The sequence below is a fragment of the Pseudomonas sp. BN417 genome (assembly GCF_029871205.1).
Lineage (GTDB): Bacteria > Pseudomonadota > Gammaproteobacteria > Pseudomonadales > Pseudomonadaceae > Metapseudomonas.
In genome coordinates this window covers 91,394-110,942 of sequence record NZ_SSOJ01000139.1, presented here as the reverse complement: position 1 = coordinate 110,942, position 19,549 = coordinate 91,394, and the positions used below count along the sequence as shown (strand labels likewise).

The 19,549-nt window shown below is 67.1% G+C and carries 25 protein-coding genes; 12 read left to right on the top strand and 13 right to left on the bottom strand.

The annotated features are described in order from the left end of the window. Nucleotides 1–3: 3 nt before the first annotated feature. The 3 genes from E8F11_RS18670 to E8F11_RS18660 all read right to left on the bottom strand — a co-directional run bounded on the left by E8F11_RS18670 (nt 4) and on the right by E8F11_RS18660 (nt 3,276). Nucleotides 4–1,005: an alpha-ketoacid dehydrogenase subunit beta gene (locus E8F11_RS18670; protein ID WP_280290331.1), complete on the bottom strand. Its 1,002-nt coding sequence runs from the start codon at nt 1,003–1,005 to the stop codon at nt 4–6. Next, the gene (gene pdhA / locus E8F11_RS18665) at nt 998–2,164 is read right to left on the bottom strand and encodes a pyruvate dehydrogenase (acetyl-transferring) E1 component subunit alpha (RefSeq protein ID WP_280290330.1); all 1,167 of its coding nucleotides are present in this window, start codon (nt 2,162–2,164) and stop codon (nt 998–1,000) included. The genes E8F11_RS18670 and pdhA overlap by 8 nt, the downstream gene beginning before the upstream one ends. Nucleotides 2,165–2,256: 92 nt before the next feature. Beyond that, the gene (locus E8F11_RS18660) at nt 2,257–3,276 is read right to left on the bottom strand and encodes a Glu/Leu/Phe/Val dehydrogenase (RefSeq protein WP_280290329.1); all 1,020 of its coding nucleotides are present in this window, start codon (nt 3,274–3,276) and stop codon (nt 2,257–2,259) included. Between the two features lie 164 nt (nt 3,277–3,440). Here E8F11_RS18660 and E8F11_RS18655 point away from each other — a divergent pair, with 164 nt between their 5' ends. The 4 genes from E8F11_RS18655 (at nt 3,441) to E8F11_RS18640 (ending at nt 7,125) form a co-directional block, all read left to right on the top strand. Next, nucleotides 3,441–4,244 (top strand): transglutaminase family protein, encoded by an 804-nt coding sequence (locus E8F11_RS18655; RefSeq protein WP_280290328.1) that lies wholly within the window; start codon nt 3,441–3,443, stop codon nt 4,242–4,244. Nucleotides 4,245–4,298: 54 nt separating this feature from the next. Further along, entirely contained in the window at nt 4,299–5,084 is a 786-nt protein-coding gene (locus tag E8F11_RS18650) for a nuclear transport factor 2 family protein (protein WP_280290327.1), read from the top strand. Between the two features lie 187 nt (nt 5,085–5,271). Then, nucleotides 5,272–6,678 (top strand): FAD-binding oxidoreductase, encoded by a 1,407-nt coding sequence (locus E8F11_RS18645; RefSeq protein ID WP_280290326.1) that lies wholly within the window; start codon nt 5,272–5,274, stop codon nt 6,676–6,678. Nucleotides 6,679–6,780: 102 nt separating this feature from the next. Then, nucleotides 6,781–7,125, top strand: a complete 345-nt coding sequence (locus E8F11_RS18640) for a cupin domain-containing protein (RefSeq protein WP_280290325.1) — start codon at nt 6,781–6,783, stop codon at nt 7,123–7,125. Nucleotides 7,126–7,307: 182 nt separating this feature from the next. On the opposite strand, the gene E8F11_RS18635 is transcribed toward E8F11_RS18640, so the two are convergent. From E8F11_RS18635 to E8F11_RS18605, 7 genes are all read right to left on the bottom strand, one after another. Continuing rightward, a complete protein-coding gene (locus tag E8F11_RS18635; protein WP_280290324.1) occupies nt 7,308–8,081 on the bottom strand; it encodes a crotonase/enoyl-CoA hydratase family protein in 774 nt (257 codons plus the stop codon). 262 nt (nt 8,082–8,343) lie between these two features. Further along, nucleotides 8,344–9,255, bottom strand: coding sequence for an SDR family oxidoreductase (locus E8F11_RS18630; protein ID WP_280290323.1), 912 nt, complete (start codon nt 9,253–9,255; stop codon nt 8,344–8,346). Between the two features lie 104 nt (nt 9,256–9,359). Next, nucleotides 9,360–9,611 carry a hypothetical protein gene (locus E8F11_RS18625; protein ID WP_280290322.1) on the bottom strand — a complete coding sequence of 84 codons (252 nt, stop codon included), beginning with the start codon at nt 9,609–9,611 and terminating at the stop codon, nt 9,360–9,362. A gap of 120 nt (nt 9,612–9,731) precedes the next feature. Further along, entirely contained in the window at nt 9,732–10,607 is an 876-nt protein-coding gene (locus E8F11_RS18620; RefSeq protein ID WP_280290449.1) for an alpha/beta hydrolase, read from the bottom strand. After that, the gene (locus E8F11_RS18615; protein WP_280290321.1) at nt 10,607–11,389 is read right to left on the bottom strand and encodes a class II aldolase/adducin family protein; all 783 of its coding nucleotides are present in this window, start codon (nt 11,387–11,389) and stop codon (nt 10,607–10,609) included. The genes E8F11_RS18620 and E8F11_RS18615 overlap by 1 nt, the downstream gene beginning before the upstream one ends. A gap of 94 nt (nt 11,390–11,483) precedes the next feature. Continuing rightward, nucleotides 11,484–12,170, bottom strand: a complete 687-nt coding sequence (locus E8F11_RS18610; RefSeq protein WP_280290320.1) for an LrgB family protein — start codon at nt 12,168–12,170, stop codon at nt 11,484–11,486. Next, nucleotides 12,160–12,546 carry a CidA/LrgA family protein gene (locus E8F11_RS18605; protein ID WP_280290319.1) on the bottom strand — a complete coding sequence of 129 codons (387 nt, stop codon included), beginning with the start codon at nt 12,544–12,546 and terminating at the stop codon, nt 12,160–12,162. Before E8F11_RS18605 ends, E8F11_RS18610 begins: the two co-directional genes overlap by 11 nt. 96 nt (nt 12,547–12,642) lie before the next feature. On the opposite strand from E8F11_RS18605, the gene E8F11_RS18600 reads away from it, so the two are divergent. Continuing rightward, entirely contained in the window at nt 12,643–13,584 is a 942-nt protein-coding gene (locus E8F11_RS18600) for a LysR family transcriptional regulator (protein WP_280290318.1), read from the top strand. Here E8F11_RS18600 and E8F11_RS18595 read toward each other — a convergent pair. Beyond that, nucleotides 13,569–14,027, bottom strand: coding sequence for a cupin domain-containing protein (locus tag E8F11_RS18595; RefSeq protein WP_280290317.1), 459 nt, complete (start codon nt 14,025–14,027; stop codon nt 13,569–13,571). The two genes, E8F11_RS18600 and E8F11_RS18595, sit on opposite strands and share 16 nt — an antisense overlap. Then, nucleotides 14,027–14,476, bottom strand: coding sequence for a flavodoxin (locus E8F11_RS18590; protein WP_280290316.1), 450 nt, complete (start codon nt 14,474–14,476; stop codon nt 14,027–14,029). The genes E8F11_RS18595 and E8F11_RS18590 overlap by 1 nt, the downstream gene beginning before the upstream one ends. 101 nt (nt 14,477–14,577) lie before the next feature. Here E8F11_RS18590 and E8F11_RS18585 point away from each other — a divergent pair, with 101 nt between their 5' ends. Continuing rightward, nucleotides 14,578–15,024 (top strand): PAS domain-containing protein, encoded by a 447-nt coding sequence (locus tag E8F11_RS18585; RefSeq protein WP_280290315.1) that lies wholly within the window; start codon nt 14,578–14,580, stop codon nt 15,022–15,024. A gap of 109 nt (nt 15,025–15,133) precedes the next feature. On the opposite strand, the gene E8F11_RS18580 is transcribed toward E8F11_RS18585, so the two are convergent. Next, nucleotides 15,134–16,081: a MerR family transcriptional regulator gene (locus E8F11_RS18580; RefSeq protein WP_280290314.1), complete on the bottom strand. Its 948-nt coding sequence runs from the start codon at nt 16,079–16,081 to the stop codon at nt 15,134–15,136. A 224-nt stretch (nt 16,082–16,305) separates the two neighbouring features. On the opposite strand from E8F11_RS18580, the gene E8F11_RS18575 reads away from it, so the two are divergent. The 6 genes from E8F11_RS18575 (at nt 16,306) to E8F11_RS18550 (ending at nt 19,372) form a co-directional block, all read left to right on the top strand. Then, on the top strand, nt 16,306–16,875 hold the full coding sequence (locus tag E8F11_RS18575) for an antibiotic biosynthesis monooxygenase (RefSeq protein ID WP_280290313.1): 570 nt from the start codon (nt 16,306–16,308) through the stop codon (nt 16,873–16,875). 122 nt (nt 16,876–16,997) lie between these two features. Next, nucleotides 16,998–17,708 carry a dihydromonapterin reductase gene (folM, locus tag E8F11_RS18570; RefSeq protein ID WP_280290312.1) on the top strand — a complete coding sequence of 237 codons (711 nt, stop codon included), beginning with the start codon at nt 16,998–17,000 and terminating at the stop codon, nt 17,706–17,708. Nucleotides 17,709–17,730: 22 nt separating this feature from the next. Further along, a complete protein-coding gene (gene folE, locus E8F11_RS18565; protein WP_280290311.1) occupies nt 17,731–18,291 on the top strand; it encodes a GTP cyclohydrolase I FolE in 561 nt (186 codons plus the stop codon). A gap of 3 nt (nt 18,292–18,294) precedes the next feature. Continuing rightward, nucleotides 18,295–18,666, top strand: a complete 372-nt coding sequence (gene folX, locus E8F11_RS18560) for a dihydroneopterin triphosphate 2'-epimerase (protein WP_280290310.1) — start codon at nt 18,295–18,297, stop codon at nt 18,664–18,666. 74 nt (nt 18,667–18,740) lie between these two features. Then, nucleotides 18,741–19,034, top strand: a complete 294-nt coding sequence (locus tag E8F11_RS18555; RefSeq protein WP_280290309.1) for a DUF1244 domain-containing protein — start codon at nt 18,741–18,743, stop codon at nt 19,032–19,034. Continuing rightward, on the top strand, nt 19,031–19,372 hold the full coding sequence (locus E8F11_RS18550; protein WP_280290308.1) for a HopJ type III effector protein: 342 nt from the start codon (nt 19,031–19,033) through the stop codon (nt 19,370–19,372). The genes E8F11_RS18555 and E8F11_RS18550 overlap by 4 nt, the downstream gene beginning before the upstream one ends. Nucleotides 19,373–19,549 lie beyond the last annotated feature (177 nt).

The window sequence follows — 19,549 nt, the reverse complement described above, 5'->3', positions numbered from 1 at the left end:
GTCTCAGGCGTAGTTCAGCACCAGCTCGCAGGCCGCGAGAATGTCTTCCGGGCCGGGGATGTAGAGCTGCTCGAGGCGGTACAACGGTGGCGGGATGTCCGGCGCGGTGACCCGCTGGATCGGCGCCTGCAGATCCAGCAGCGCACGCTCGTAGAGGCTGGCGGCGATCTCGGCACCCACCCCACAACTGCGCGGCGCCTCGTGGACGATCACGCAGCGGCCGGTCTTGCGCACCGAGGCTTCCAGGGTGTCCAGGTCCAGCGGCTTGATGCTGGCGACATCGATGACTTCGGCGGAGACGCCCTGCTCCTCCAGCCTTGCTGCGGCCTGCAGGGTTTCATGGATGCTGGCGCCCCAACTGACCAGGGTGATATCCGAGCCCTCGCGGAGGGTGAAGCAGCTGTCGAGCGGCAGGCGCTTGCCATCGTCGATGATCGGCTGCGGGTTCATCCGGTAGAGCCGGGTGGGTTCGAGAAAGATCACCGGGTCCGGGTCGTCGATGGCGGCGAGCAGCAGGCCGTAGGCCCGCGCCGGGGAGGACGGGATGACCACGCGCAGGCCGGGGATATGCGCGAACAATGCCTCGGTGCTTTCGCTGTGATGCTCCGGCGCGCGAATGCCGGCGCCCATGGGGCTGCGCAGCACCATGGGGCAGCTCAGCCGGCCACGGGTACGGCAGCGGATGCGGCTGGCGTGGGATACCAGGTGTTCCATGGCCGCGTAGATGAAGCCGAGGAACTGGATTTCCATCACCGGCTTGAGGCCCTGGACGGCCATCCCCACGGCCAGTCCGGCGATCATGGTTTCCGCCAGCGGCGTGTCGATCACTCGCTTGAAGCCGAAGCGCTCGCGCAGGCCGAGGGTGGCCCGGAACACGCCGCCGTTGACGCCCACGTCCTCGCCCAGGACCACGACGTTCTCGTCTTCCTGCATGGCGCGGTGCAGGGCCAGGTTGACGGCCTCCAGCAGTGCGCGCTTTTCCGTGGTGGCGTTGAGGTTACTCATGGCGACCTCCGCTGCTCGAAGAGCCCATGTGCTTCCCCTCTACCGCATGCGGGAGAGGGTGGCGCGCAGCGTCGGGAGAGGGCTTCTGCCGACGGGAGACACGTTCCATCAGCATTTCGCGCTGATCCCCCAATGCCGCTGGCCAACGCGCGTAGACGTGGTCGAGGACGGACTCCGCCGGCTGGGTGCCGGCGGCTTCGAAGTTGTCCACCGCCGCCTGCACCTGGCGCTGGCAGTCGGCGACCAGTGCCTGTTCGCGGCCCTCGTCCCAGACCTTGTGCCCGGCGAGGAAGGCCTGCAGGCGCTTGACGGGTTCCTCCAGCCAGGCCGCCTTGACCTCCTCGGCGCTACGGTAGCGGGTGGCGTCATCGGCGGTGGTGTGGTCGCCCAGGCGGTAGCTGACGCACTCGAGCAGCACCGGGCCCTTGCCGTGGCGGGCCCGCTCCAGTGCCCATTGCACGCGGTCATAGACGGCGAGCACGTCGTTGCCGTCCACCTGCTCGCCATGGAAGCCGGCGCCAATCGCCTTCTGCGCCAAGGTCGGGGCGCCGCTCTGGATGCGTCGGGGCACCGAGATGGCCCACTGGTTGTTGTTCACCACGAACACCACAGGCAACTGCCAGGCACCGGCCACGTTGAGGGCTTCGAGGAAGTCGCCCTTGCTGGTGGCGCCGTCGCCACAGGTGGTCACCACCGCTCGGTGCTGGCCGCGGATCTTGATCGCCGTGGCGACCCCGCAGGCGTGCAGGGCCTGGGTGGCGATGGGTACGCAGATGGGGAAGTCTTCCCGCGAACGCGGGTCGAGGAAGTCGCTGCCGCGCTCGTCGCCGCCCCAGTAGAGGAGGATTTCCTCCATGCGCACACCGCGCATCAATTGCACGGCGGTGTCGCGGTAATAGGGCACCAGTACGTCGTCGGCCTGCATCAGGCTGCCGATGGCGACGCCTATGGCTTCCTGGCCCAGGGTCGGGGCGTAGGTGCCGATGCGCCCGGTGCGCTGCAGGGCCACCGCCTTCTGGTCGAAGAGGCGGGTCAGCACCATGCGTCGGTAGAGGTCGGTGAGCAGGTTGAAATCGTCGGCCCAGGCCGGCAGTTCGCCGACCAGGCGTCCCTCGGGGTCGAGGACGCGCGTATAGGGCACTTCGATCCTGTTGGACATGGCATCTCTCCTTACACCTTGTGGGTGCCTGTGCACAGCCCGGGGCTTGTGGCCCCGGGAGCTTGCGGGCCGGGCCGCTGGTTGGCGGCCGCTCAGCCGAACAGCAGGCGCTCGGCCAGGGCGTCGGCGACCCGCGCAGGGGAACGCTTGTCGGCCTGGGCGTGCGCATAGATCTCGGTAAGGCGCTGGCTGATCCGCGACAGGTGCGCGGTGATCGCCGGCAGCCCTTCGCCCTTGTGCTTGAGGGCGACGTAGATGAGCCCGCCGGAATTGATCACGTAGTCCGGCGCGTAGAGGATGCCCCGCGCCTCCATCTCGTCGGCGATCTCGGTGCTGGCGAGCTGGTTGTTGGCCGCGCCGGCCACCGCCGCACAACGCAGTTGGCCGACCGTCTGGGCGTTGAGCACGCCGCCCAGGCCGCAGGGCGCGAGGATGTCGCACGGCGTGGTGAGGAAGGCATCGGCGGCCACCGGCTGGGCACCCAGTTGCTCGATGGCCAGTTGCACGCGGCCGGCGTCCAGGTCGCTGACCAGCAGTTCCGCGCCCACTGCATGGAGCTGTTCGGCCAGGGCGTAGCCCACATGACCGAGGCCCTGCACGGCGACGCGCAGACCTTCCAGGTCGTCGCTGCCGAGTCGCGCATGGGCGGTGGCGCGGATGCCGGCGAAGACGCCGAGTGCAGTGTGCGGCGAGGGATCGCCGGCGGCCGTGGTGCTGGTGACATGGCGGGTCTGCTGGGCGATGCAGTCCATGTCGGCGCTGGAGGTGCCGCTATCCACCGCGGTGATGTAGCGGCCGTTGAGGGATTCGATCATGCGCCCGAAGGCTTCGAACAATGCGGCGCGGTCATTCACATGGGCCGAGCGGATGATCACTGCCTTGCCGCCGCCCTGGTCGAGGCCGGCCAGGGCAGCCTTGTAGCTCATACCCTGGGCGAGGCGGATGGCGTCGCGGATGGCGCTTTCATCATCGGGGTAGGCGAGGTAGCGGCATCCTCCCAGGGCCGGACCGAGGCGGGTGTTGTGAATGGCGATGATGGCCTTGAGTCCGGTGACGGGGTCGTTGGCGAGGTGCAGCGCCTCCAGCCGGGCGGTTTCCATCATGGCGAACATGGCGGGCTCCCTTCCTGACGTTAGGGCCAGTATAGGACGAGCTTGGCGGTACGCCCCCTGGCATCCGGACATAAGCCGACTCGCCGAGATAACCGGGCAATCGGCCAGCACTGGACGAAAATCGATCAGTTGGCTACAAGGAATCAGCCCTTCGGAGATGTCCCATGGACGCGCGCCAACGCTGTCTCGCCTGCCTCGAACGCGACCCACCGGCGATGCTGGAGGCGGCCCTGTGGATAGCCGCCGAGCATGACCCGCGGCTGCGGCCCGACCAGGTGTTGCGGGAATTCGGCGGGCTGCTCCAGCAGGTGGCCGCGGGCCTGCCGCAGCTGCCGCCGGCCGAACTGGCGCAGCCCCTGCTGCGGCGCCTGAACGAGCTGGACTTCCATGAGGACGACGACACGCCCCTGCGCCCACGCGCCGCCCTGCTGCCCGAGGTACTGGCGCGGCGACGCGGCCAGCCGCTGTCCCTGGCGCTGATCGCCCTGGAACTGGCCGCTCGCCTCGGCACTCCCCTGGCCGGGGTCAGCTTCCCCGGCCATTTCCTGCTGCGCGTGCCGGGTGCCGACCATCTGCTCGACCCTTGCAGCGGTCGACGTCTCTATACCCGCGACTGTCGCGACCTGCTGGTACGGGTATACGGCCCGCAGGCCGAACTCCAGGCCAGCCACCTGCGGACAGCCAGCGCCCAGGAAATGATCCAGCGCCTGTCGCGTAACCTGCGCCTGCTGCACATGGAAGCCGGCGAACCCTTGGCCGCCCTGAAGGACGCCGAGCGGGTCCTGCTGCTCGGCCCGCCAACCATGCAGGACCACCTGGCCCGTGCCGACATCTACCAGCGCCTGGACTGCCCCCAGGCCGAGCGCTTTGACCTGGAACGCGCCCTGCTGCTCTGCGACGATGCGGCACAGCACCTGCAACTGGCCCAGCGCCTGAGTCGGCTCGGACGCAACCAGGCGCTGCATTGAATACGCCGGGGCCGGTCGGGCATGCTGTCGCCCTCTCGCCGCCGTGACCGCCCCATGAGTTCACCAGACCACGCCTCCGACCCGCACACCGCCGTCACCCGCGACGTGGTGATGCGCTACCACCTGAGCTGGAAGGCCCGCGACATCGAGGCGGTACTGGCGCTCTACCACCCTGAGGTGGAGTACAACGACTTTTTCCAGAACCGCTGCATGCGCTTCGATGAGCTGGGCGACTACATCCGCGCCACCATGCCCTGCGGGCCGGATGACTTCCTCGAGCACAGCGACCGCATCCGCATCGATGGCGACACCGCCTTCATCCAGTACGCCATCCGCGTCAGCGGCGGCGGCACCTTTCGCGCCAGCGAGGCGATCACCGTGCGCGACGGGCTGATCTGGCGGATCAACGAATACGCCCTGCTGGTCCAGCCCGTGAACCGGACCAAGGACTCTTCCCAGCGCCCGGCAGCCAGCCGCCTGGGTCTTTCCACGCGCCAGCTGGGTACGCTGGCGCGGGACCTGGAAGAGTACTTCCAGCGCTCCCAGCCCTACCTCGACCCCGCCCTGGACCTGCACCAGGTGGCCAGCGCCACCGGCTATACCCGCAACCAGATTTCCTACCTGCTGAACCAGATGCTCGGCCAAAGCTTCTACCAGTACGTCAACCAGGCGCGCCTGCAGCACCTGCTCCAGCAGCTCGAGACTGCAGTGCCGCCGGTGCGGATCGACGAGCTGGCCTTCAACGCCGGCTTCAACTCCCTGTCCGCCTTCTACCGTTGCTTCCGCCAGCACACCGGGATGTCGCCCAAGGCGTACCTCAAGCAACTGCCGAAGCAGTGACCGTAGGGTGCGCCGTGCGCACCGGGGCGGCGTTCAACTCCCACGCAGGGATGCTGGTGCGCACAGCGCACCCTACCGACAAGCCGCTGTGCTTCAGGCGCATTCCCAGCGTGCCCGCGCACACGACAAGCGCAATGGCAGCCTCTAGCCTTACCAGCCACGACAACCTGTTAACGGGAACCTGCCTATGCAGTACTGGCGCTCGATCAGCCTGTGGATGGACCAGCTCGATGACGACCTCGCGCCGCGACCGGCGCTGTCCGGCTCGCTGGAGGTGGATGTGGCGATCATCGGCGCCGGCTACACCGGGTTGTGGACGGCCTACTACCTCAAGCGCCAGGCCCCTGAGCTGAAGATCGCCATGGTCGAGGCGCAGTTCGCCGGCTTCGGCGCCAGCGGCCGCAATGGCGGCTGGCTGATGGGCAACCTACTGGGCGAGGATCGCGCCTTGGCGCCGCTACCGGCCGAACAACGCAAAACCTCCTTCGACCTGCTGCACGGCATCCCCGACGAGGTCGCCGAGGTGCTGCATCGCGAAGGTATCGATTGCCATTACCGCAAGGCCGGCATCCTCTATTGCGCCGCGCGCTACCCGGAGCAGGAAAAGCGCCTGCGCGAGCAGCTGGACGGCCTGCATGCCGAAGGCCTGACCGACGCCGACTACCGCTGGCTCACCCCTGCCGAACTGAACGGCCAACTGCGCGTGGCCAACGCCCTGGGCGGCATCCATACGCCGCACTGCGCCACCATCCAGCCGGCGAAGCTGGTGCGTGGCCTGGCGCGGACGGTGGAGCGCATGGGCGTGCAGCTGTTCGAACAGAGTCCCGCCACCCATTGGCAGCCGGGCCTGGTCACCACCGCCCAGGGCCAGCTCAAGGCCCACTGGGTGGTGCCGGCCATCGAGGGTTATGCCGCCAGCCTGCCGCCGCTGGGACGCTACCAGTTGCCGGTGCAGAGCCTGCTGATCGCCACCGAACCGCTGAGCGAGGCGCAGTGGGCGGAGATTGGCCTGGAGCACGGCCAGGCCTTCAGCGAAAGCAGCCGCCAGGTCACCTATGGCCAGCGCACCGCCGACAACCGCCTGGCCTTCGGTGCACGCGGCGGCTACCGCTTCGGTGGCAAGCTGCGGGAAGACTTCCAGCTCAGCGAAGAGGAAATCGCCCTGCGCCGCTACCTGCTCGGCGAGCTATTCCCGCAACTGCGCAACGTGCGTATCAGCCACAGCTGGGGCGGCAACCTGGGCATGGCGCGGCGCTTCCGCCCGCACATGCTGGTGGACCGCAAGAGCGGCATCGCCCTCTCCGGCGGCTACGGCGGCGAAGGCGTGGGCGCGAGCAACCTGGGCGGGCGTACCCTGGCCGACCTGATCCTCGGCAAGGAAAGCCCGCTCACCCGCCAGCCCTGGGTCCTCGGCGATGGCCCGCTGAACCGCCTCAGCACCTGGGAGCCGGAACCCTGCCGCTGGCTTGGCTACAACGCCATTATCCGCAGCTTCGTCCATGAAGACCGGGTCCTGGCCAATCCCCACAGCGCGCCCTGGCGCCGCGCCATGGCACTGAAACTGGCCGACCTTATGGAAGGCCTGATGCGCTGATCCCCACACAACAGCGTAGGAGCGAGCTTGCTCGCGAAGCCTTGCACACCGATTCGCGAGCAAGCTCGCTCCTACAATCCAGTCACTTCGGGAGCCATAGTCATGAAAGCCACCCTGCTGAAGAACACCCACGAACATCCCCTGTCCGCGCCTGTCCCGGTGGCGGTACCCATCGGCGAGCCGGTGCCGCATACCCGCGTGCATTCGGTGGAGCGCACCGACGACGTGGAAACCGGCGTCTGGGAATGCAGCCCCGGCCGCTTCCGCCGGCAGATCCTCGAGCAGGAGTTCTGCCACTTCACCCACGGCCGCTGCACCTTCACCCCGGATGGCGGCGAGCCGATCGAGATCAACGCTGGCGACGCCCTGCTGCTGCCGGCCAACAGCCTGGGTGTGTGGGATGTGAAGGAAACCCTGCGCAAGACCTACGTGATCATTAGTCGCTGATTGCCCGGCAGTGGCGAATTCATTCGCCACGCAGAACGAAGTTCTGCCGTAGGTTGGTGCGGGCCGCGCAGGTTCGAGGAACGAGACCCAACGTTTCGGATCCGAACGTTGGGTTTCGCTTCGCTCTACCACAACCTACGTCCACTCCGTCCGCGTTTGATCGCATTCCGCAACCTACGGCATCAATCGTCGAAACGGCCGTGCCGCCCCTGCCCCGCCTTGAAGGAGCGTGCGCCGGCCAGGGTCTCGCCGCTGTGGATAACCTTCATTCCGCCCTTGAATTCGTGGGCGATGGCCGCCTCGAACGACAGTTCCCACTGGGCGTAGGCGCTGGCGCGGTCGGCCAGCATGCAGCGCTGGGGGAAGGCGGCGATGGCGTGGGCCAGTTCTTCGGCCGCGGCGCGGGCCGTGCCCGTGGCCACCACCCGGTTGGCCAGGCCCATGGCCAGGGCCTCCTGGGCCTTGACCGGGCGTCCGGTGAGGATCAGGTCCAGCGCCCGGCCCTGGCCGACGATACGCGGCAGGCGTACGGTACCGCCGTCGATCAGCGGCACGCCAAAGCGCCGGCAGAACACGCCGAACACCGCGTCTTCGGCGATCACCCGGATATCCGCCAGCAGCGCCAGCTCCAGGCCGCCAGCCACCGCATGACCTTCGACGGCGGCGATCAGCGGCTTCGCCAGCTGCATACGGCTCGGCCCCATGGGGCCATCGCCCTCGGCATCCAGGCGATTGCGCCGCGCGCCATCCTCGGCCACGGCGCCGAGGTCGGCACCGGCGCAGAAAGTGCCGCCGGCACCGGTGAGCACGGCCACCCGCGCCTCTTCGTCCATTTCGAAGGCCCGCAGGGCGCCTGCCAGGGCATCGGCTGTGGGCCGGTCGACGGCATTGCGCACCTCGGGACGGTCGATGATCAGGGTGGTGACCGGGCCGTTCTTCTCGATTCGGATATTCATGGGGGCTCCTGGATTGGCAGAATGTGGGGCGACTTCTTTTGTGGGGGCGATTTCAATCGCTATGCAGGCCGAAGGGCTGCCCCTTGGGGGTTGATGGGGCAGCTGCGCAGCCCTTAGCGAATGAATTCGCCCCCACAGATCGCTCGGCCCGCAGCCAATGCGATGCAATGAAAAAGGCCGGCAAACATGCCGGCCTTCACCATAGTGCGTCCTCGCGGGAATGTTCAGCCCGCTGGCCGAACCGCCCCGCTGAACGGCGCGATCAGAGGGCGTACTTCTGCAGGTTGGCCATCATTTCCTTGAGCGCCTCGACGTTGTCCGCCGGGTGGGCGGCATTGTCGAAATCGCAGATGCGCTGCCACTGGGCGGCCACGTCTTCGGCATCGAAGCCGGCCTTGGGGTCGAAACCGGCGCCCAGGCTGCGCTCCCAGCGCACCTTGCCGATCCAGCCGCCGCCCACTTCGAACAGGCCGGAGCTGTCCTGGCACTGCTCGCTGCCGAGGAACACCACCAGCGGGCTGACCAGTTCAGGCTTGAGCTGTTCGAACACCTGGGGCGGGATCAGCCCTTCGGTCATGCGGGTGCCGCCGGTGGGGGCGATGGCATTGACCAGGATGTTGTTCTTGCGGCCCTCGATGGCCAGGTTGCGGGTCAGGCCGTAGAGGCCGAGCTTGGCCATGCCGTAGTTGGACTGGCCGAAGTTGCCGTAGATGCCCGAGGTGGACGAGGTGAAGATGACGCGGCCGTAATTCTGCTCGCGCAGGTGCGGCCAGGCGGCGCGGGTGACCTTGTAGGCACCTTCGACGTGGACCTTGTAGACCAGGTCCCAGTCGGCGTCTTCCATCTTGTGGAAGGTCTTGTCGCGCAGGATGCCGGCGTTGTTCACCACCACGTCGACGCGGCCGAAATTGTCGAGCGCGGCCTGGACGATCTTCTCGCCATCGGTCACCGAGTCATGGCTGGCGACTGCCGTGCCGCCGGCTTCGCGAATTTCCGCCACCACCCGGTCGGCTGCCGAGGCGTTGGCGCCTTCGCCGTGGGTGCTGCCGCCGAGATCGTTGACCACCACCCTGGCGCCATGGCGGGCGAACAGCAGGGCGTGGGCGCGGCCGAGGCCGCCACCGGCGCCCGTGACTATCACGACTTTGTCTTCGAAGCGGATTGCATCGCTCATGGCTGGGCTCCTTTGAAGGCCTGGGTATTCGCCGAGTCTCCGGCAGCCCACCCCTGTCCCACAAGAATGCGAGCCACCATGAATGGTGCCCGATAACGCCGACGCTACTTCAAGGGAAGGAACAGACAGCCGCGCGGGCGCAGCTTGAACAGCCACCAGTGATAGCTGTGACAGAGCAGGGCGAGCAACGCCGCGGCCAGCAGGCAGCCGACGGCGGCCAGCCAGCTCCACAGTCCGGGCTCTCTTACCCAGGCATAGCCGGCGAGGCTGAGGCCGATGATGAGCAACATGGCCGCCAGCGGCGGGCCCAGCGTGCGGATGATGGGGTAGAGAAACACCAGGATGCGGAACAGCATGGTCGGGCCTCGGAGTCGCCGGGCTGACATCGCCCGGCCAATGAGTGGGGCCGAAAATGCTAGTGCCGCGCACCGGGTTGCAGGAGTCGTGCAAGTCCGATTCGACTGCGGAAATTTCCGTTATCCATGAAGTTCGCGAAAGGCCAGGTAGTGCTCCAGCACCTGTTCCGGGGCTTCGGTCTGCGGGTAGTGGCCGATGCCTTCGAGCAGTACGGTGTCGGCGTCCGGGATCAGCTCCCGATAACGGGCCACCATGTGCGCGCCGGAGATGGGGTCCACCGCGCCGTCTATCACCCGCAGCGGCACGCCACCGCGCTGCATGGCCGTCACCCAGCGGTCGCGCTGCTGGCGGCGCTCGGGCATGTAGTGGATCAGCCGGTGCATCACGGCAGGGCCGTTCTGCTCGGCGATCAGGCGCCAGAAGTCGTCCAGCTCCATTTCACTGGGCTGGGTATCCGGGCCGAAGACCTGGGCGAAGCTAGCCGCCAGCTTGCGCCGCGAGAACAGCCGCCCCACCAGGCCGCCGATGGGGCTCAGCAGCAGCTTCTGCACCAGCACCGGCCTGTGGGTTTCCGGGAACAGGCCGCCATTGAGGAAGACGCAGCTGGCCAGTTGGATACGGCCTTCGTGGTGCCGCGCCAGCAGTTCCTGGGCGACGCTGTCGCCGTAATCGTGGGCCAGCACGTGCACCGGCCCCTCGATGCCCAGGTGGGCCAGCAGCGCCTGATTCAGGTCCGCCTGCTCCAGCAGCCGGTAGTCATGGCCGCGTGGCTTGTCGGAGTAGCCGAAGCCGAGCAGGTCGCAGGCGATGACGCGGAAGCGCCGGGACAGGGGCTCCCAGAGGTAGTGCCAGTCCCAGGAGGCGGTGGGGAAGCCGTGGATCAGCAGCAGCGGCTCGCCCTCCCCCGCCGTCCAGTAACGGATGCGTTGGCCGCGAAACTGCATGTCCCGGCCCTGGGCGCGCCAGTTACCCAGGGGGATGCCGGCCAGGGCCATCACTGGGCGTACCCGGGGTTCTGCTGGTCGAGCTTGCGCAGCAGGGCCGGCCAAGGCAGAGCGCCGCCCATGCCCTGGGAGCTCTTCATCACGCCGGCGATCATCGCCTTGGCGCCGTCGAGGATCTGTTGCGGGATCTGGATGAGTTCGCTGCCGCCGGCCTGGGCCATCACCTGGATTTCGCAGGCGCGTTGCAAGGTGAACATGCCGAGGAAGGCATCGGCGATGCTGCCGAAGGCGGTGAGCAGGCCGTGGTTGGGCAGGATCATGAAATTCGCCTGGCCGAGGTCGGCCTGCAGGCGGCCCTTCTCCTCGTGGTTCAGCGCCACGCCCTCGTAGCCGTGGTAGGCCAGGCTGGAGAGGACGAACAGCGATTGCTGGGAAATCGGCAGCAGGCCCTGCTTCTGCGCCGAGACCGCCACCCCGGCGGCGGTGTGGATATGCAGTACGCAGCCGACGTCCGGACGCACCTCGTGCACGGCGCTGTGGATGGTGTAGCCGGCTGGGTTGATGTCGTAGGGACTGTCCATCAGCTTGTTCCCGGCCAGATCGATCTTCACCAGGCTGGAGGCGGTGATCTCGTGGAACATCAGGCCGAAGGGATTGATCAGGAAGTCCTCGGTGCCGGGGACCTTGGCGGAGATGTGGGTGAAGATCAGGTCGTCCCAGCCGTGCAGGGCGATCAGCCGGTAGCAGGCGGCGAGGTCGACGCGGGTCTGCCATTCGGCGGCGGACACCTTGTCCTTGAGGTCGAGCGGCGGGAGGGCTTGGGCGGCGGTCATGGCGAAACCTCGTTGTTGTTGTAAGTCTGAGGAGTCTAGCCAGGGGCTGCCTCGGCGATAGTCGCCTTGGCAGCCAGCTTGATGGCTTTGCGGGTCAGATCAGCGCGGCCACCAGCGGCGCGGCGAAGAGGTTGAGCAGGCCCATCAGCACCATCACCAGCCCTGCCACGGTGCCCTCTTCCCGGCCCACTTCCTGGGCCCGGCTGACGCCCGCGCCATGGGCGCCGACGCCGAACAGCGCGCCACGGGCCAGGGCGCTGCGCAGGGGCAGCCAACGGATCAGCAGGCTGCCGGCCAGGGCACCGAACACCCCGGTGAGCATGACGAATACCGCCGCCAGTTCAGGTACGCCGCCCAGATCCTGGGCCACCGGCATGGCGAAGGGCGTGGTGATGGAGCGCGGCACCAGCGACAGGCTCACCTGGCTTTCCAGCGCCAGGGCGTTGGCCAGGCCCCAGGAGCTGGCGATGGCCACGCCGCTTCCGGCCAGCATGCCCAGCAGCAGCGCCGGCCAGTGCCTGGCGAGCAGTGCCCGCTGCTGCCAGATGGGCACGGCGAAGGCCACGGTGGCCGGGCCGAGCAGCAGCATCAACCAGTGGGTGGCGCCGGCGTACTCGGCATAGGCGGTGTGCAGCGGCACAGCCACGGCGAGCAGCAGCGCGGGCACGAAGATCAGCGGCGACAGCAAGTAGCGCCCGCTGCGCCGGTACATCCAGCGGCTGGCCAGGTAGCCGCCCAGGGTCAGCGCCAGCCAGAACCAGGACATGGGTTCAATGTTCATGGCGCATCCTCCAGCGGCATACCCATTCCACGGTCAGGGCCGTGGCCAGCATCACCAGCAGGGTGCTGCAACCAATCACCAGCAGGATGCGCCAGCCGTCCTGGCGCAACAGCGCGCCATAGTCCAGCAGGCTCATCAGGGCGGGGATGAAAAACAGCAGCATCTCGGCCATCAGGAGGCCGGCGCCCAGTTGCAGCGCTGCCGGTTTCACCCAACCGCTGGCGAAGGCCGCCAGCAACAGGCCAAGGCCGATCACGCCGCCGGGAATCGGCCAGCCGAGCAGCACCGCCAGCTTGCAGCCCAAGGCGTAGAGGCCCAGCAGGACGGCGAGTTCGGCGGCGAGACGGCTGAGGCGAAGCAGGCGGGAACGGTTCATGGCGGTGACCCTCGGTACTGGTGGCCAGCTTAGGTCCGCGCCTATCATCCCAAAAGCGAATTGTTCGACTTGCAGCCATTCGAGATTGGAATACCCATGGAATTTCGCCAGCTCCGCAGCTTCGTCGAAGTGGTCCGCCAGGGCGGCTTCACCCAGGCCGGCAAGACCCTGCACGCCACCCAGTCCACCGTGAGCAAGCAGGTGGCCCAACTGGAGCAGCGCCTCGGTGTGCAACTGCTGGAGCGCAGCGGCCCGAACCTGCGTTTGACCGACGCGGGCGCCGTGGTGCTGCGCCATGCCGAGGACATGCTGCGCCAGCGCCAGGACCTGCACAGCGAACTGGACGACCTCAGCCACCTGCGCCGTGGCGAGCTGCGCCTGGGATTGCCGTTGCTGGGCGGCGAGGTGCTGTTCGCCGAGCTGTTCGCCGAGTATCGGCGGCGCTACCCGAACATCGTGGTGCGGCTGTTCGAAGGTGGCAGCAAATTGATGGAAGAGGCGCTGCTGCAGGGCGAGCTGGAACTGGGCGGCAGCCTGACCCCGAACGACTCGGCGCTGGACTATCAGCCCTTCTGCAACGAGCCGCTGGATGTCCTTGTGCCCGCGGACCATCCCCTCGCCGGTGAGCCCAGCCTGGCCCTGGCGCAACTGGCCGACTCGCCTTTCCTGCTCTACCAGCAGAGCTTCACCCTCAACGACCGCTTGCTGCTGGCCTGCCGCCAGGCCGGCTTCACCCCGCGTGAGGTGGGACGCAGCGGCCAGGCGGACTTCCTCGCCGCCCTGGTCGCCGCCGGCCAGGGCGTGGTGCTGCTGCCACGGATAGTCGCCCGCCCGCTGCAACGCCCGGGACTGCGCCTGGTGCCCCTGCGCGAACCGGACCTGCGCTGGGACATCGCTTTCGTCTGGCGCCGCGGCGCCTATCTGTCGAGGGCGGCGCAGGCCTGGCTGGAGTTGTTGCGGGAGTATTCGCCGTTGAATCGGCAGGATGGGACGGTAGAACCCACAGGAAAAGCAAAGCGGCCTCAGAGCAACGCCTGATCCAACAACGGCCAGTCCTTCTGCGCCTGCGGGTCGTCCGCCAGCAGGCGGAAGCCGGCGAACTCGAAGCCGGGCGCCACGCTGCAGCCCACCAGGCTGTAGGCGCCCAGGGCTCGGGCGGCCTGCCAGGCGTGGGCCGGCACGGCGCGCTGGGGCAGGCTGCCCTCGGCCACCGGGCCCAGGACTTCGCGGCGAACCTCGCGGGGGGATTCGGCGATCAGCAGTTCCAGCGGGTTACCTTCATAGAAGTGCCAGAGCTCGTCGGCATCCACCCTGTGCCAGCGGCTTAGCCCGCCCCCCGGCAACAGGAAGAGGATGGCCGAGGACGCCGCACGGCCACCCGGCAGAGCCATGGACGACTCGAACACCCGGCGGTAGAAACCACCCTCCGGATGCGGCGCCAGTTGCAATTCGCGGATCAGGTACTCGGCGCGGGGGTGCATCAGGCTTTCAGCGCCGCGATGAAGCTGGCCAGCCAGGGCTCGGCATCGAGTTCCGGGGTGACGGTTTCGCTGGCGTCCAGGCGCAGCATTTCCACGGCCTCGCGCAGGCCGAGTTCGGCATGCAGTTCGCGCATCATCTCGCCGCCGCCGCAGAACACGTCATAGCTGGAATCCCCCAGAGCCAGCACGGCACCAGGGCGGCCGCGCCAGTTGGGCAGGCGGTCGCGCAGCTCGGAGTAGAGCGGCAGCAGGTTGTCGGGCAGCTCGCCCATGCCGGTGGTGGCGGTGACGGTCAGCAGCGCCTCGGGGTCGAAGGCGATGAGCTCGTCCAGGCTCACCCGTTGCAGGTAACGGGCGTCGAGGCCGGCGGCCTTGAGCAGCTTTTCCGCATGACGGGCGACTTCTTCGGCGGTGCCGTAGACCGAGCCGGACAGGATGGCGACTTTCATGGTGACTCCGAATCAGGGGCGAAATGCCGCGCATTATGCCGCAACTGGCAAGGCCGGCATGATGCCTTAGACTGCAGCGGTCGGACCGCAAGAGCCCCGCCATGATCAATGCCAAGCTGCTGCAACTGGTGATAGACGCCTCCAACGACGGCATCGTGGTCGCCGAACAGGAGGGCGAGGACAATATCCTCATCTATGCCAATGCCGCCTTCGAGCGACTCACAGGTTTCTCCCGCGACGAGATCCTCTACCAGGATTGCCGCTTCCTCCAGGGCGCGGACCGCAACCAGCTGGGCCTCGCCGCGATCCGCCAGGCGCTCCGCAATCGCCAGCCGTGTCGGCAGATCCTGCGCAACTACCGCAAGGACGGCAGCGCCTTCTGGAACGAGCTGTCGATTACCCCGGTGTTCAACGAGTCCGACCAGCTCACGTACTTCATCGGCATCCAGAAGGACGTGACCGAACAGGTGGAGGCCCGCCAGCGGGTGCGCGAACTGGAAGCTGAACTGGCCAGCCTCAAGGCCGAGTTGGCCGGGCTCAAACCGTAGGAGCGTGCACCGTGCAGGGACCGTAGCCCGGATGAAATCCGGGAATGGCCGTGCAGAACTCCCCGGATTGCATCCGGGCTACCGAATCCTGCCGGCCCCGCGCGATGGCTCAGGTATCCAGGTGACCGGCGAGGAACTGCCGCAGGCGCCGCTGCATCAACCGCCCTTCGCTGCCCAGGCAGGCCACCGGGGTGCCGTCGAGGTCCTCGCCCATCAGGTCGGCGGTTTCGCCGGCCAGAGCCAGGGGGCAATCCAGGCCCAGGGCCAGGCGGCTGAGCTGGCGGCCGAGGTCGTCGGCCGGCGGGTGATTGGAAAACAGCACCAGCGCCTGGGGCTGCAGCTTGCCGCAGACCAGCGTCAGTTCTTCCAGGGGCTGACCGAGGCCAAGCACGCTGACCGCCACTTCGCTGCTGCCCAGCAACAGGCCGGCCACCAGCAACTCGAGTTCACGGCCCTGCCCGGGCAAGGGCGCCAGGATCACCCGTTCCTGCTGGCCGCAACGCGCCAGTTGCAGGCGCTGCAGGACGCGGGCGCGGAGGAAGCTGTCGAAGAATACCCATTCGCTGCCGCGACCGAATTCGTCCTGACGCAGCAGCAGCTCCTGCCACACCGGCATCAGCACATCGGCGAACACCACATGCAAGGGGTAACTGGAGAACACCTGGCCGTAGACCCGCTCCAGCCCGGCTTCGTCCAGGGCGCTCACTGCATGACGCACCTGGGTGCGCCACTCGCTCCATTCCCCGGCCACCACCTCCTGGTAGACCGGCGTCAACGGCGTCTTGGCCGCATTGCTGCGTGCCAGGAGCTTGCCCACCTTGCTCACCGATACACCGCGCTCGATCCAGGCCAGGATGCTGCGCACCGACTCGACATCGGCGAGGGAATAGAGCCGGTGGCCGCTGTCGGTGCGGGTCGGCTGGATCAGACCGTAACGCCGCTCCCAGGCCCGCAGGGTGACCGGATTGACGCCGGTCAGGCGCGAGACTTCGCGGATGGGGAAGAGCTCTTCCCTTTTCAGGGCGCCGGAAGCGAGGGATGCACCGGGTTCGGTCATGGTGGGAAATCGTCAGGGGAAATATTCAGGCAGTTTAAACCCGATTCCGGGGAATCCAATTGGCCTGCAGGCGCGGTGCGACCCGGCGGTCATCCTTACCGCTGGCGCTTTGCGGAAAAAACGGAATAATCCTTGCCTCTTTTTTCACCGCAGCCCATCACCCCGGCGCTGCGTGATGCGCACCGCCCTACCCGGGTGGTCGCCCGGTTGCCAGGAGATACACGATGTCTGCCGATCCAGTCACCCTGATGGTGGCCCGCCGCGTGGCGCGGGAGCGCTACCACGACTTCATGGCCTGGCTGCGCGAAGGCGAGCAACTGGCCGCCGACTTCCCCGGCTATCTCGGCTCCGGCGTGCTGGCGCCACCGCCGGATGACGACGAATTCCAGATGATCTTCCGCTTCGCCGACGAGCCGACCATGGCCGCCTGGGAGCACTCCGCCTCGCGCCGTGCCTGGCTCGAACGTGGCCGCGGGCTGTTCGAACAGCCCTTTGTGCAGCGCGCCCTGGGCCTGGACGCCTGGTTCGGCAAGGCGGAGCTGCGGCCGCCGCGCTGGAAGCAGAGCGTGGCCATCTGGCTGGCCTTCTTCCCGGTGTCGCTGGCCTTCAACCTGCTGTTCGGTGGCTGGCTGGGCGACCTGCCGCTCGCGCTGCGGATCTTCCTCAGCACCCTGGCGCTGACGCCGCTGATGACCTACTGGTTCATCCCGCTCTCCACTCGCCTGCTCGCTCCCTGGCTGCAAGGCGGCCGCCCTGCCCTCGACCGCGGCGAAGCGGCGACACATCCGCACTGAGGGCACCCTGTACGAGGCGCGTCCCGCGCATTTGTACATGTCCCACCCCTGGTATAACGTGGTGCAGATTCGGCCTGCACCACCTTTTTCGCCGGCCCCACTCCTCAGACATCGAGGCGTACATGAGCCGACCCGCCGCCCCCATCCTGATCACCGGCGCCAGCCAGCGCGTCGGCCTGCACTGCGCCGAACGCCTGCTGGACGATGGCCAGCCGGTGATCATCAGCTACCGCAACGAACGCGACAGCGTGCAGCACCTGCGCGAACGAGGCGCCCTGGCGCTGCAGGCGGACTTCTCCAGCGAAGCCGGTATCCTCGCCTTCATCGATGAACTCAAGGGCTGCACCGACAGCCTGCGGGCGATAGTCCACAACGCCTCGGACTGGCTGACCGAAACCCCTGGACACGAAGCCGAGGCCTTCAAACGCATGTTCAGCGTGCACATGCTGGCGCCCTACCTGATCAACCTGCACTGCGAGGAACTGCTGCGCCGCAGCAGCCCGGCGGATATCGTCCACCTCAGCGACGACGTGGCGCGCAAGGGCAGCGAGAAGCGCATCGCCTACTGCGCCAGCAAGGCCGGGCTGGACAACCTGACCCTGTCGTTTGCTGCGCGCTTCGCCCCGCGCATCAAGGTCAACTGCATCGCCCCGGCGCTGGTGATGTTCAACGAGGGCGATGATGAGGCTTATCGCAAGAAGACCCTGGCCAAGTCGGCGCTGGGCATCGAGCCCGGCCCGCAGGTGGTCTACCAGGGACTGCGCTACCTGCTGGACAACCCCTATGTCACCGGAACGACGCTCACCCTGAACGGCGGCCGCCACCTCAAGTGAAGCGGCCGCAAGGACAGCCACCATGAACGACGAGCTGAGCCGGAATTATCGGGCGATTCTCCTGGGCCTGGGCGAGGACCCGGACCGCGAGGGTCTGCGCGACACGCCCAAGCGCGCCGCCAAGGCCATGCGCTACCTCTGCCACGGCTACGCACAGAGCCTGGAGGAGATCGTCAATGGCGCCCTGTTCGACTCGGACAATGACGAAATGGTGATGGTCAAGGACATCGAGCTCTACTCCCTCTGCGAACACCACCTGTTGCCCTTCATAGGCAAGGCCCATGTAGCGTACATTCCCACCGGCAAGGTGCTGGGGCTGTCGAAGATCGCGCGCATCGTCGACATGTTCGCGCGGCGGCTGCAGATCCAGGAGAACCTCACCCGCGAGATCGCCGAAGCGGTGCAGCGGGTGACCGGCGCCGCCGGTGTGGCGGTGGTGATCGAGGCCCAGCACATGTGCATGATGATGCGCGGCGTGGAGAAGCAGAACTCGGTGATGAGCACCTCGGTGATGCTCGGAGCCTTCAGGGAGTCCCAGAGCACCCGCCACGAATTCCTGAAACTGATCAAGCGGAGCCAATAGACAATGCCGCGACTGGAACCCGGAATGGCGCGTATACGCGTCAAGGACCTGCGCCTGCGCACCTTCATCGGCATCAAGGAGGAAGAGATCCTCAACAAGCAGGATGTGCTGATCAACCTCATCATCCTCTACCCGGCCGAGGAAGCGGTGCAGGGCAACGACATCGAACACGCGCTGAACTACCGCACCATCACCAAGGCGATCATCCAGCACGTCGAAGAGAACCGCTTCGCCCTGCTGGAGCGCCTGACCCAGGAAATCCTCGACCTGGTCATGGCCAACCCCAGCGTGCGCTACGCCGAAGTGGAAGTGGACAAACCCCACGCGCTGCGCTTCGCCGAGTCCGTGTCCATCACCCTTGCCAGCCATCGCTGAGTTATTTGTCGGAGCCAGGAAGGGCCCTTATCATCCCGGCCAATCCCTCCCGCAAGCCCCAGGAGAATCCTGCCATGACCGAGCAAGAACGCCTCGAACTCGAAGCCGCCGCTTTCCGCAGTCTGGTGCAACACCTGCGTAGCCGCCCCGATGTGCAGAACATCGACCTGATGAACCTTGCCGGCTTCTGCCGCAACTGCCTGTCCAAGTGGTACAAGGCCGCCGCCGACGACCTCGGCCTGGACGTCACCCCCGACCAGGCGCGCGAAGAGATCTACGGCATGCCCTACGCCGACTGGAAGGCCAAATACCAGAAAGAAGCCAGCGCCAGCCAACAAGCGGCCTTCAACAAAGCGAACAAAGAATGAGCGACCTGAACGACTTCCGCGCCCGCCTGCACAGCGACCAGCACGTCTTTGCCGAAACCCTCGATTTCATCAATCGGGGTTACGACTACCAGCCGAGCGCCTTCAGCAACGGCAACGTCGAGAACGCCGCCGGGCAGAACGAAGGCTCCTGCAAGACCCTCGGCCTGGCCCTGCTGGAAGGATTCAGCCTGGAGGAGACCCTGCTGGCCTTCGGCGAGCACTACCGTGCCGTGCTGGCCACCCCGGACGGCAATGACCACGGCAATATTCGCGCCCTGATGAGCACCGGCCTCGCCGGCGTGCGCTTCGAGCACCAGCCGCTGCAACGCAAGGCCTGATGCTGCCCAAACCGCCCCGCCGGGGCGGTTTCCTTGCGCTTTGGCTTCCGTTTTCTGTCAGCAATATCTGACAGCCTTTTGCCACCTAAACACGTATTCTTCGCAGCTGCTAGCTATGGGGCGGCACCGAGCTGCGCGTTGCCTCCACAAGACCATCCCCCGATACCTTCCCCGCCC

Coding starts and splice junctions, on each gene's coding strand:
- E8F11_RS18550 (WP_280290308.1), top strand. CDS start 19,031: ATGAGCGACCTGAACGACTTCCGCGCCCGCCTGCACAGCGACCAGCAC.
- E8F11_RS18615 (WP_280290321.1), bottom strand. CDS start 11,389: ATGACCGCCGCCCAAGCCCTCCCGCCGCTCGACCTCAAGGACAAGGTG.
- E8F11_RS18655 (WP_280290328.1), top strand. CDS start 3,441: ATGGACGCGCGCCAACGCTGTCTCGCCTGCCTCGAACGCGACCCACCG.
- E8F11_RS18635 (WP_280290324.1), bottom strand. CDS start 8,081: ATGAATATCCGAATCGAGAAGAACGGCCCGGTCACCACCCTGATCATC.
- E8F11_RS18670 (WP_280290331.1), bottom strand. CDS start 1,005: ATGAGTAACCTCAACGCCACCACGGAAAAGCGCGCACTGCTGGAGGCC.
- E8F11_RS18595 (WP_280290317.1), bottom strand. CDS start 14,027: ATGCACCCCCGCGCCGAGTACCTGATCCGCGAATTGCAACTGGCGCCG.
- E8F11_RS18590 (WP_280290316.1), bottom strand. CDS start 14,476: ATGAAAGTCGCCATCCTGTCCGGCTCGGTCTACGGCACCGCCGAAGAA.
- folE (WP_280290311.1), top strand. CDS start 17,731: ATGAACGACGAGCTGAGCCGGAATTATCGGGCGATTCTCCTGGGCCTG.
- E8F11_RS18630 (WP_280290323.1), bottom strand. CDS start 9,255: ATGAGCGATGCAATCCGCTTCGAAGACAAAGTCGTGATAGTCACGGGC.
- folM (WP_280290312.1), top strand. CDS start 16,998: ATGAGCCGACCCGCCGCCCCCATCCTGATCACCGGCGCCAGCCAGCGC.
- E8F11_RS18585 (WP_280290315.1), top strand. CDS start 14,578: ATGATCAATGCCAAGCTGCTGCAACTGGTGATAGACGCCTCCAACGAC.
- E8F11_RS18620 (WP_280290449.1), bottom strand. CDS start 10,607: ATGGCCCTGGCCGGCATCCCCCTGGGTAACTGGCGCGCCCAGGGCCGG.
- E8F11_RS18610 (WP_280290320.1), bottom strand. CDS start 12,170: ATGAACATTGAACCCATGTCCTGGTTCTGGCTGGCGCTGACCCTGGGC.
- folX (WP_280290310.1), top strand. CDS start 18,295: ATGCCGCGACTGGAACCCGGAATGGCGCGTATACGCGTCAAGGACCTG.
- E8F11_RS18645 (WP_280290326.1), top strand. CDS start 5,272: ATGCAGTACTGGCGCTCGATCAGCCTGTGGATGGACCAGCTCGATGAC.
- E8F11_RS18580 (WP_280290314.1), bottom strand. CDS start 16,081: ATGACCGAACCCGGTGCATCCCTCGCTTCCGGCGCCCTGAAAAGGGAA.
- E8F11_RS18640 (WP_280290325.1), top strand. CDS start 6,781: ATGAAAGCCACCCTGCTGAAGAACACCCACGAACATCCCCTGTCCGCG.
- E8F11_RS18575 (WP_280290313.1), top strand. CDS start 16,306: ATGTCTGCCGATCCAGTCACCCTGATGGTGGCCCGCCGCGTGGCGCGG.
- E8F11_RS18555 (WP_280290309.1), top strand. CDS start 18,741: ATGACCGAGCAAGAACGCCTCGAACTCGAAGCCGCCGCTTTCCGCAGT.
- E8F11_RS18605 (WP_280290319.1), bottom strand. CDS start 12,546: ATGAACCGTTCCCGCCTGCTTCGCCTCAGCCGTCTCGCCGCCGAACTC.
- E8F11_RS18625 (WP_280290322.1), bottom strand. CDS start 9,611: ATGCTGTTCCGCATCCTGGTGTTTCTCTACCCCATCATCCGCACGCTG.
- E8F11_RS18600 (WP_280290318.1), top strand. CDS start 12,643: ATGGAATTTCGCCAGCTCCGCAGCTTCGTCGAAGTGGTCCGCCAGGGC.
- E8F11_RS18660 (WP_280290329.1), bottom strand. CDS start 3,276: ATGTTCGCCATGATGGAAACCGCCCGGCTGGAGGCGCTGCACCTCGCC.
- pdhA (WP_280290330.1), bottom strand. CDS start 2,164: ATGTCCAACAGGATCGAAGTGCCCTATACGCGCGTCCTCGACCCCGAG.
- E8F11_RS18650 (WP_280290327.1), top strand. CDS start 4,299: ATGAGTTCACCAGACCACGCCTCCGACCCGCACACCGCCGTCACCCGC.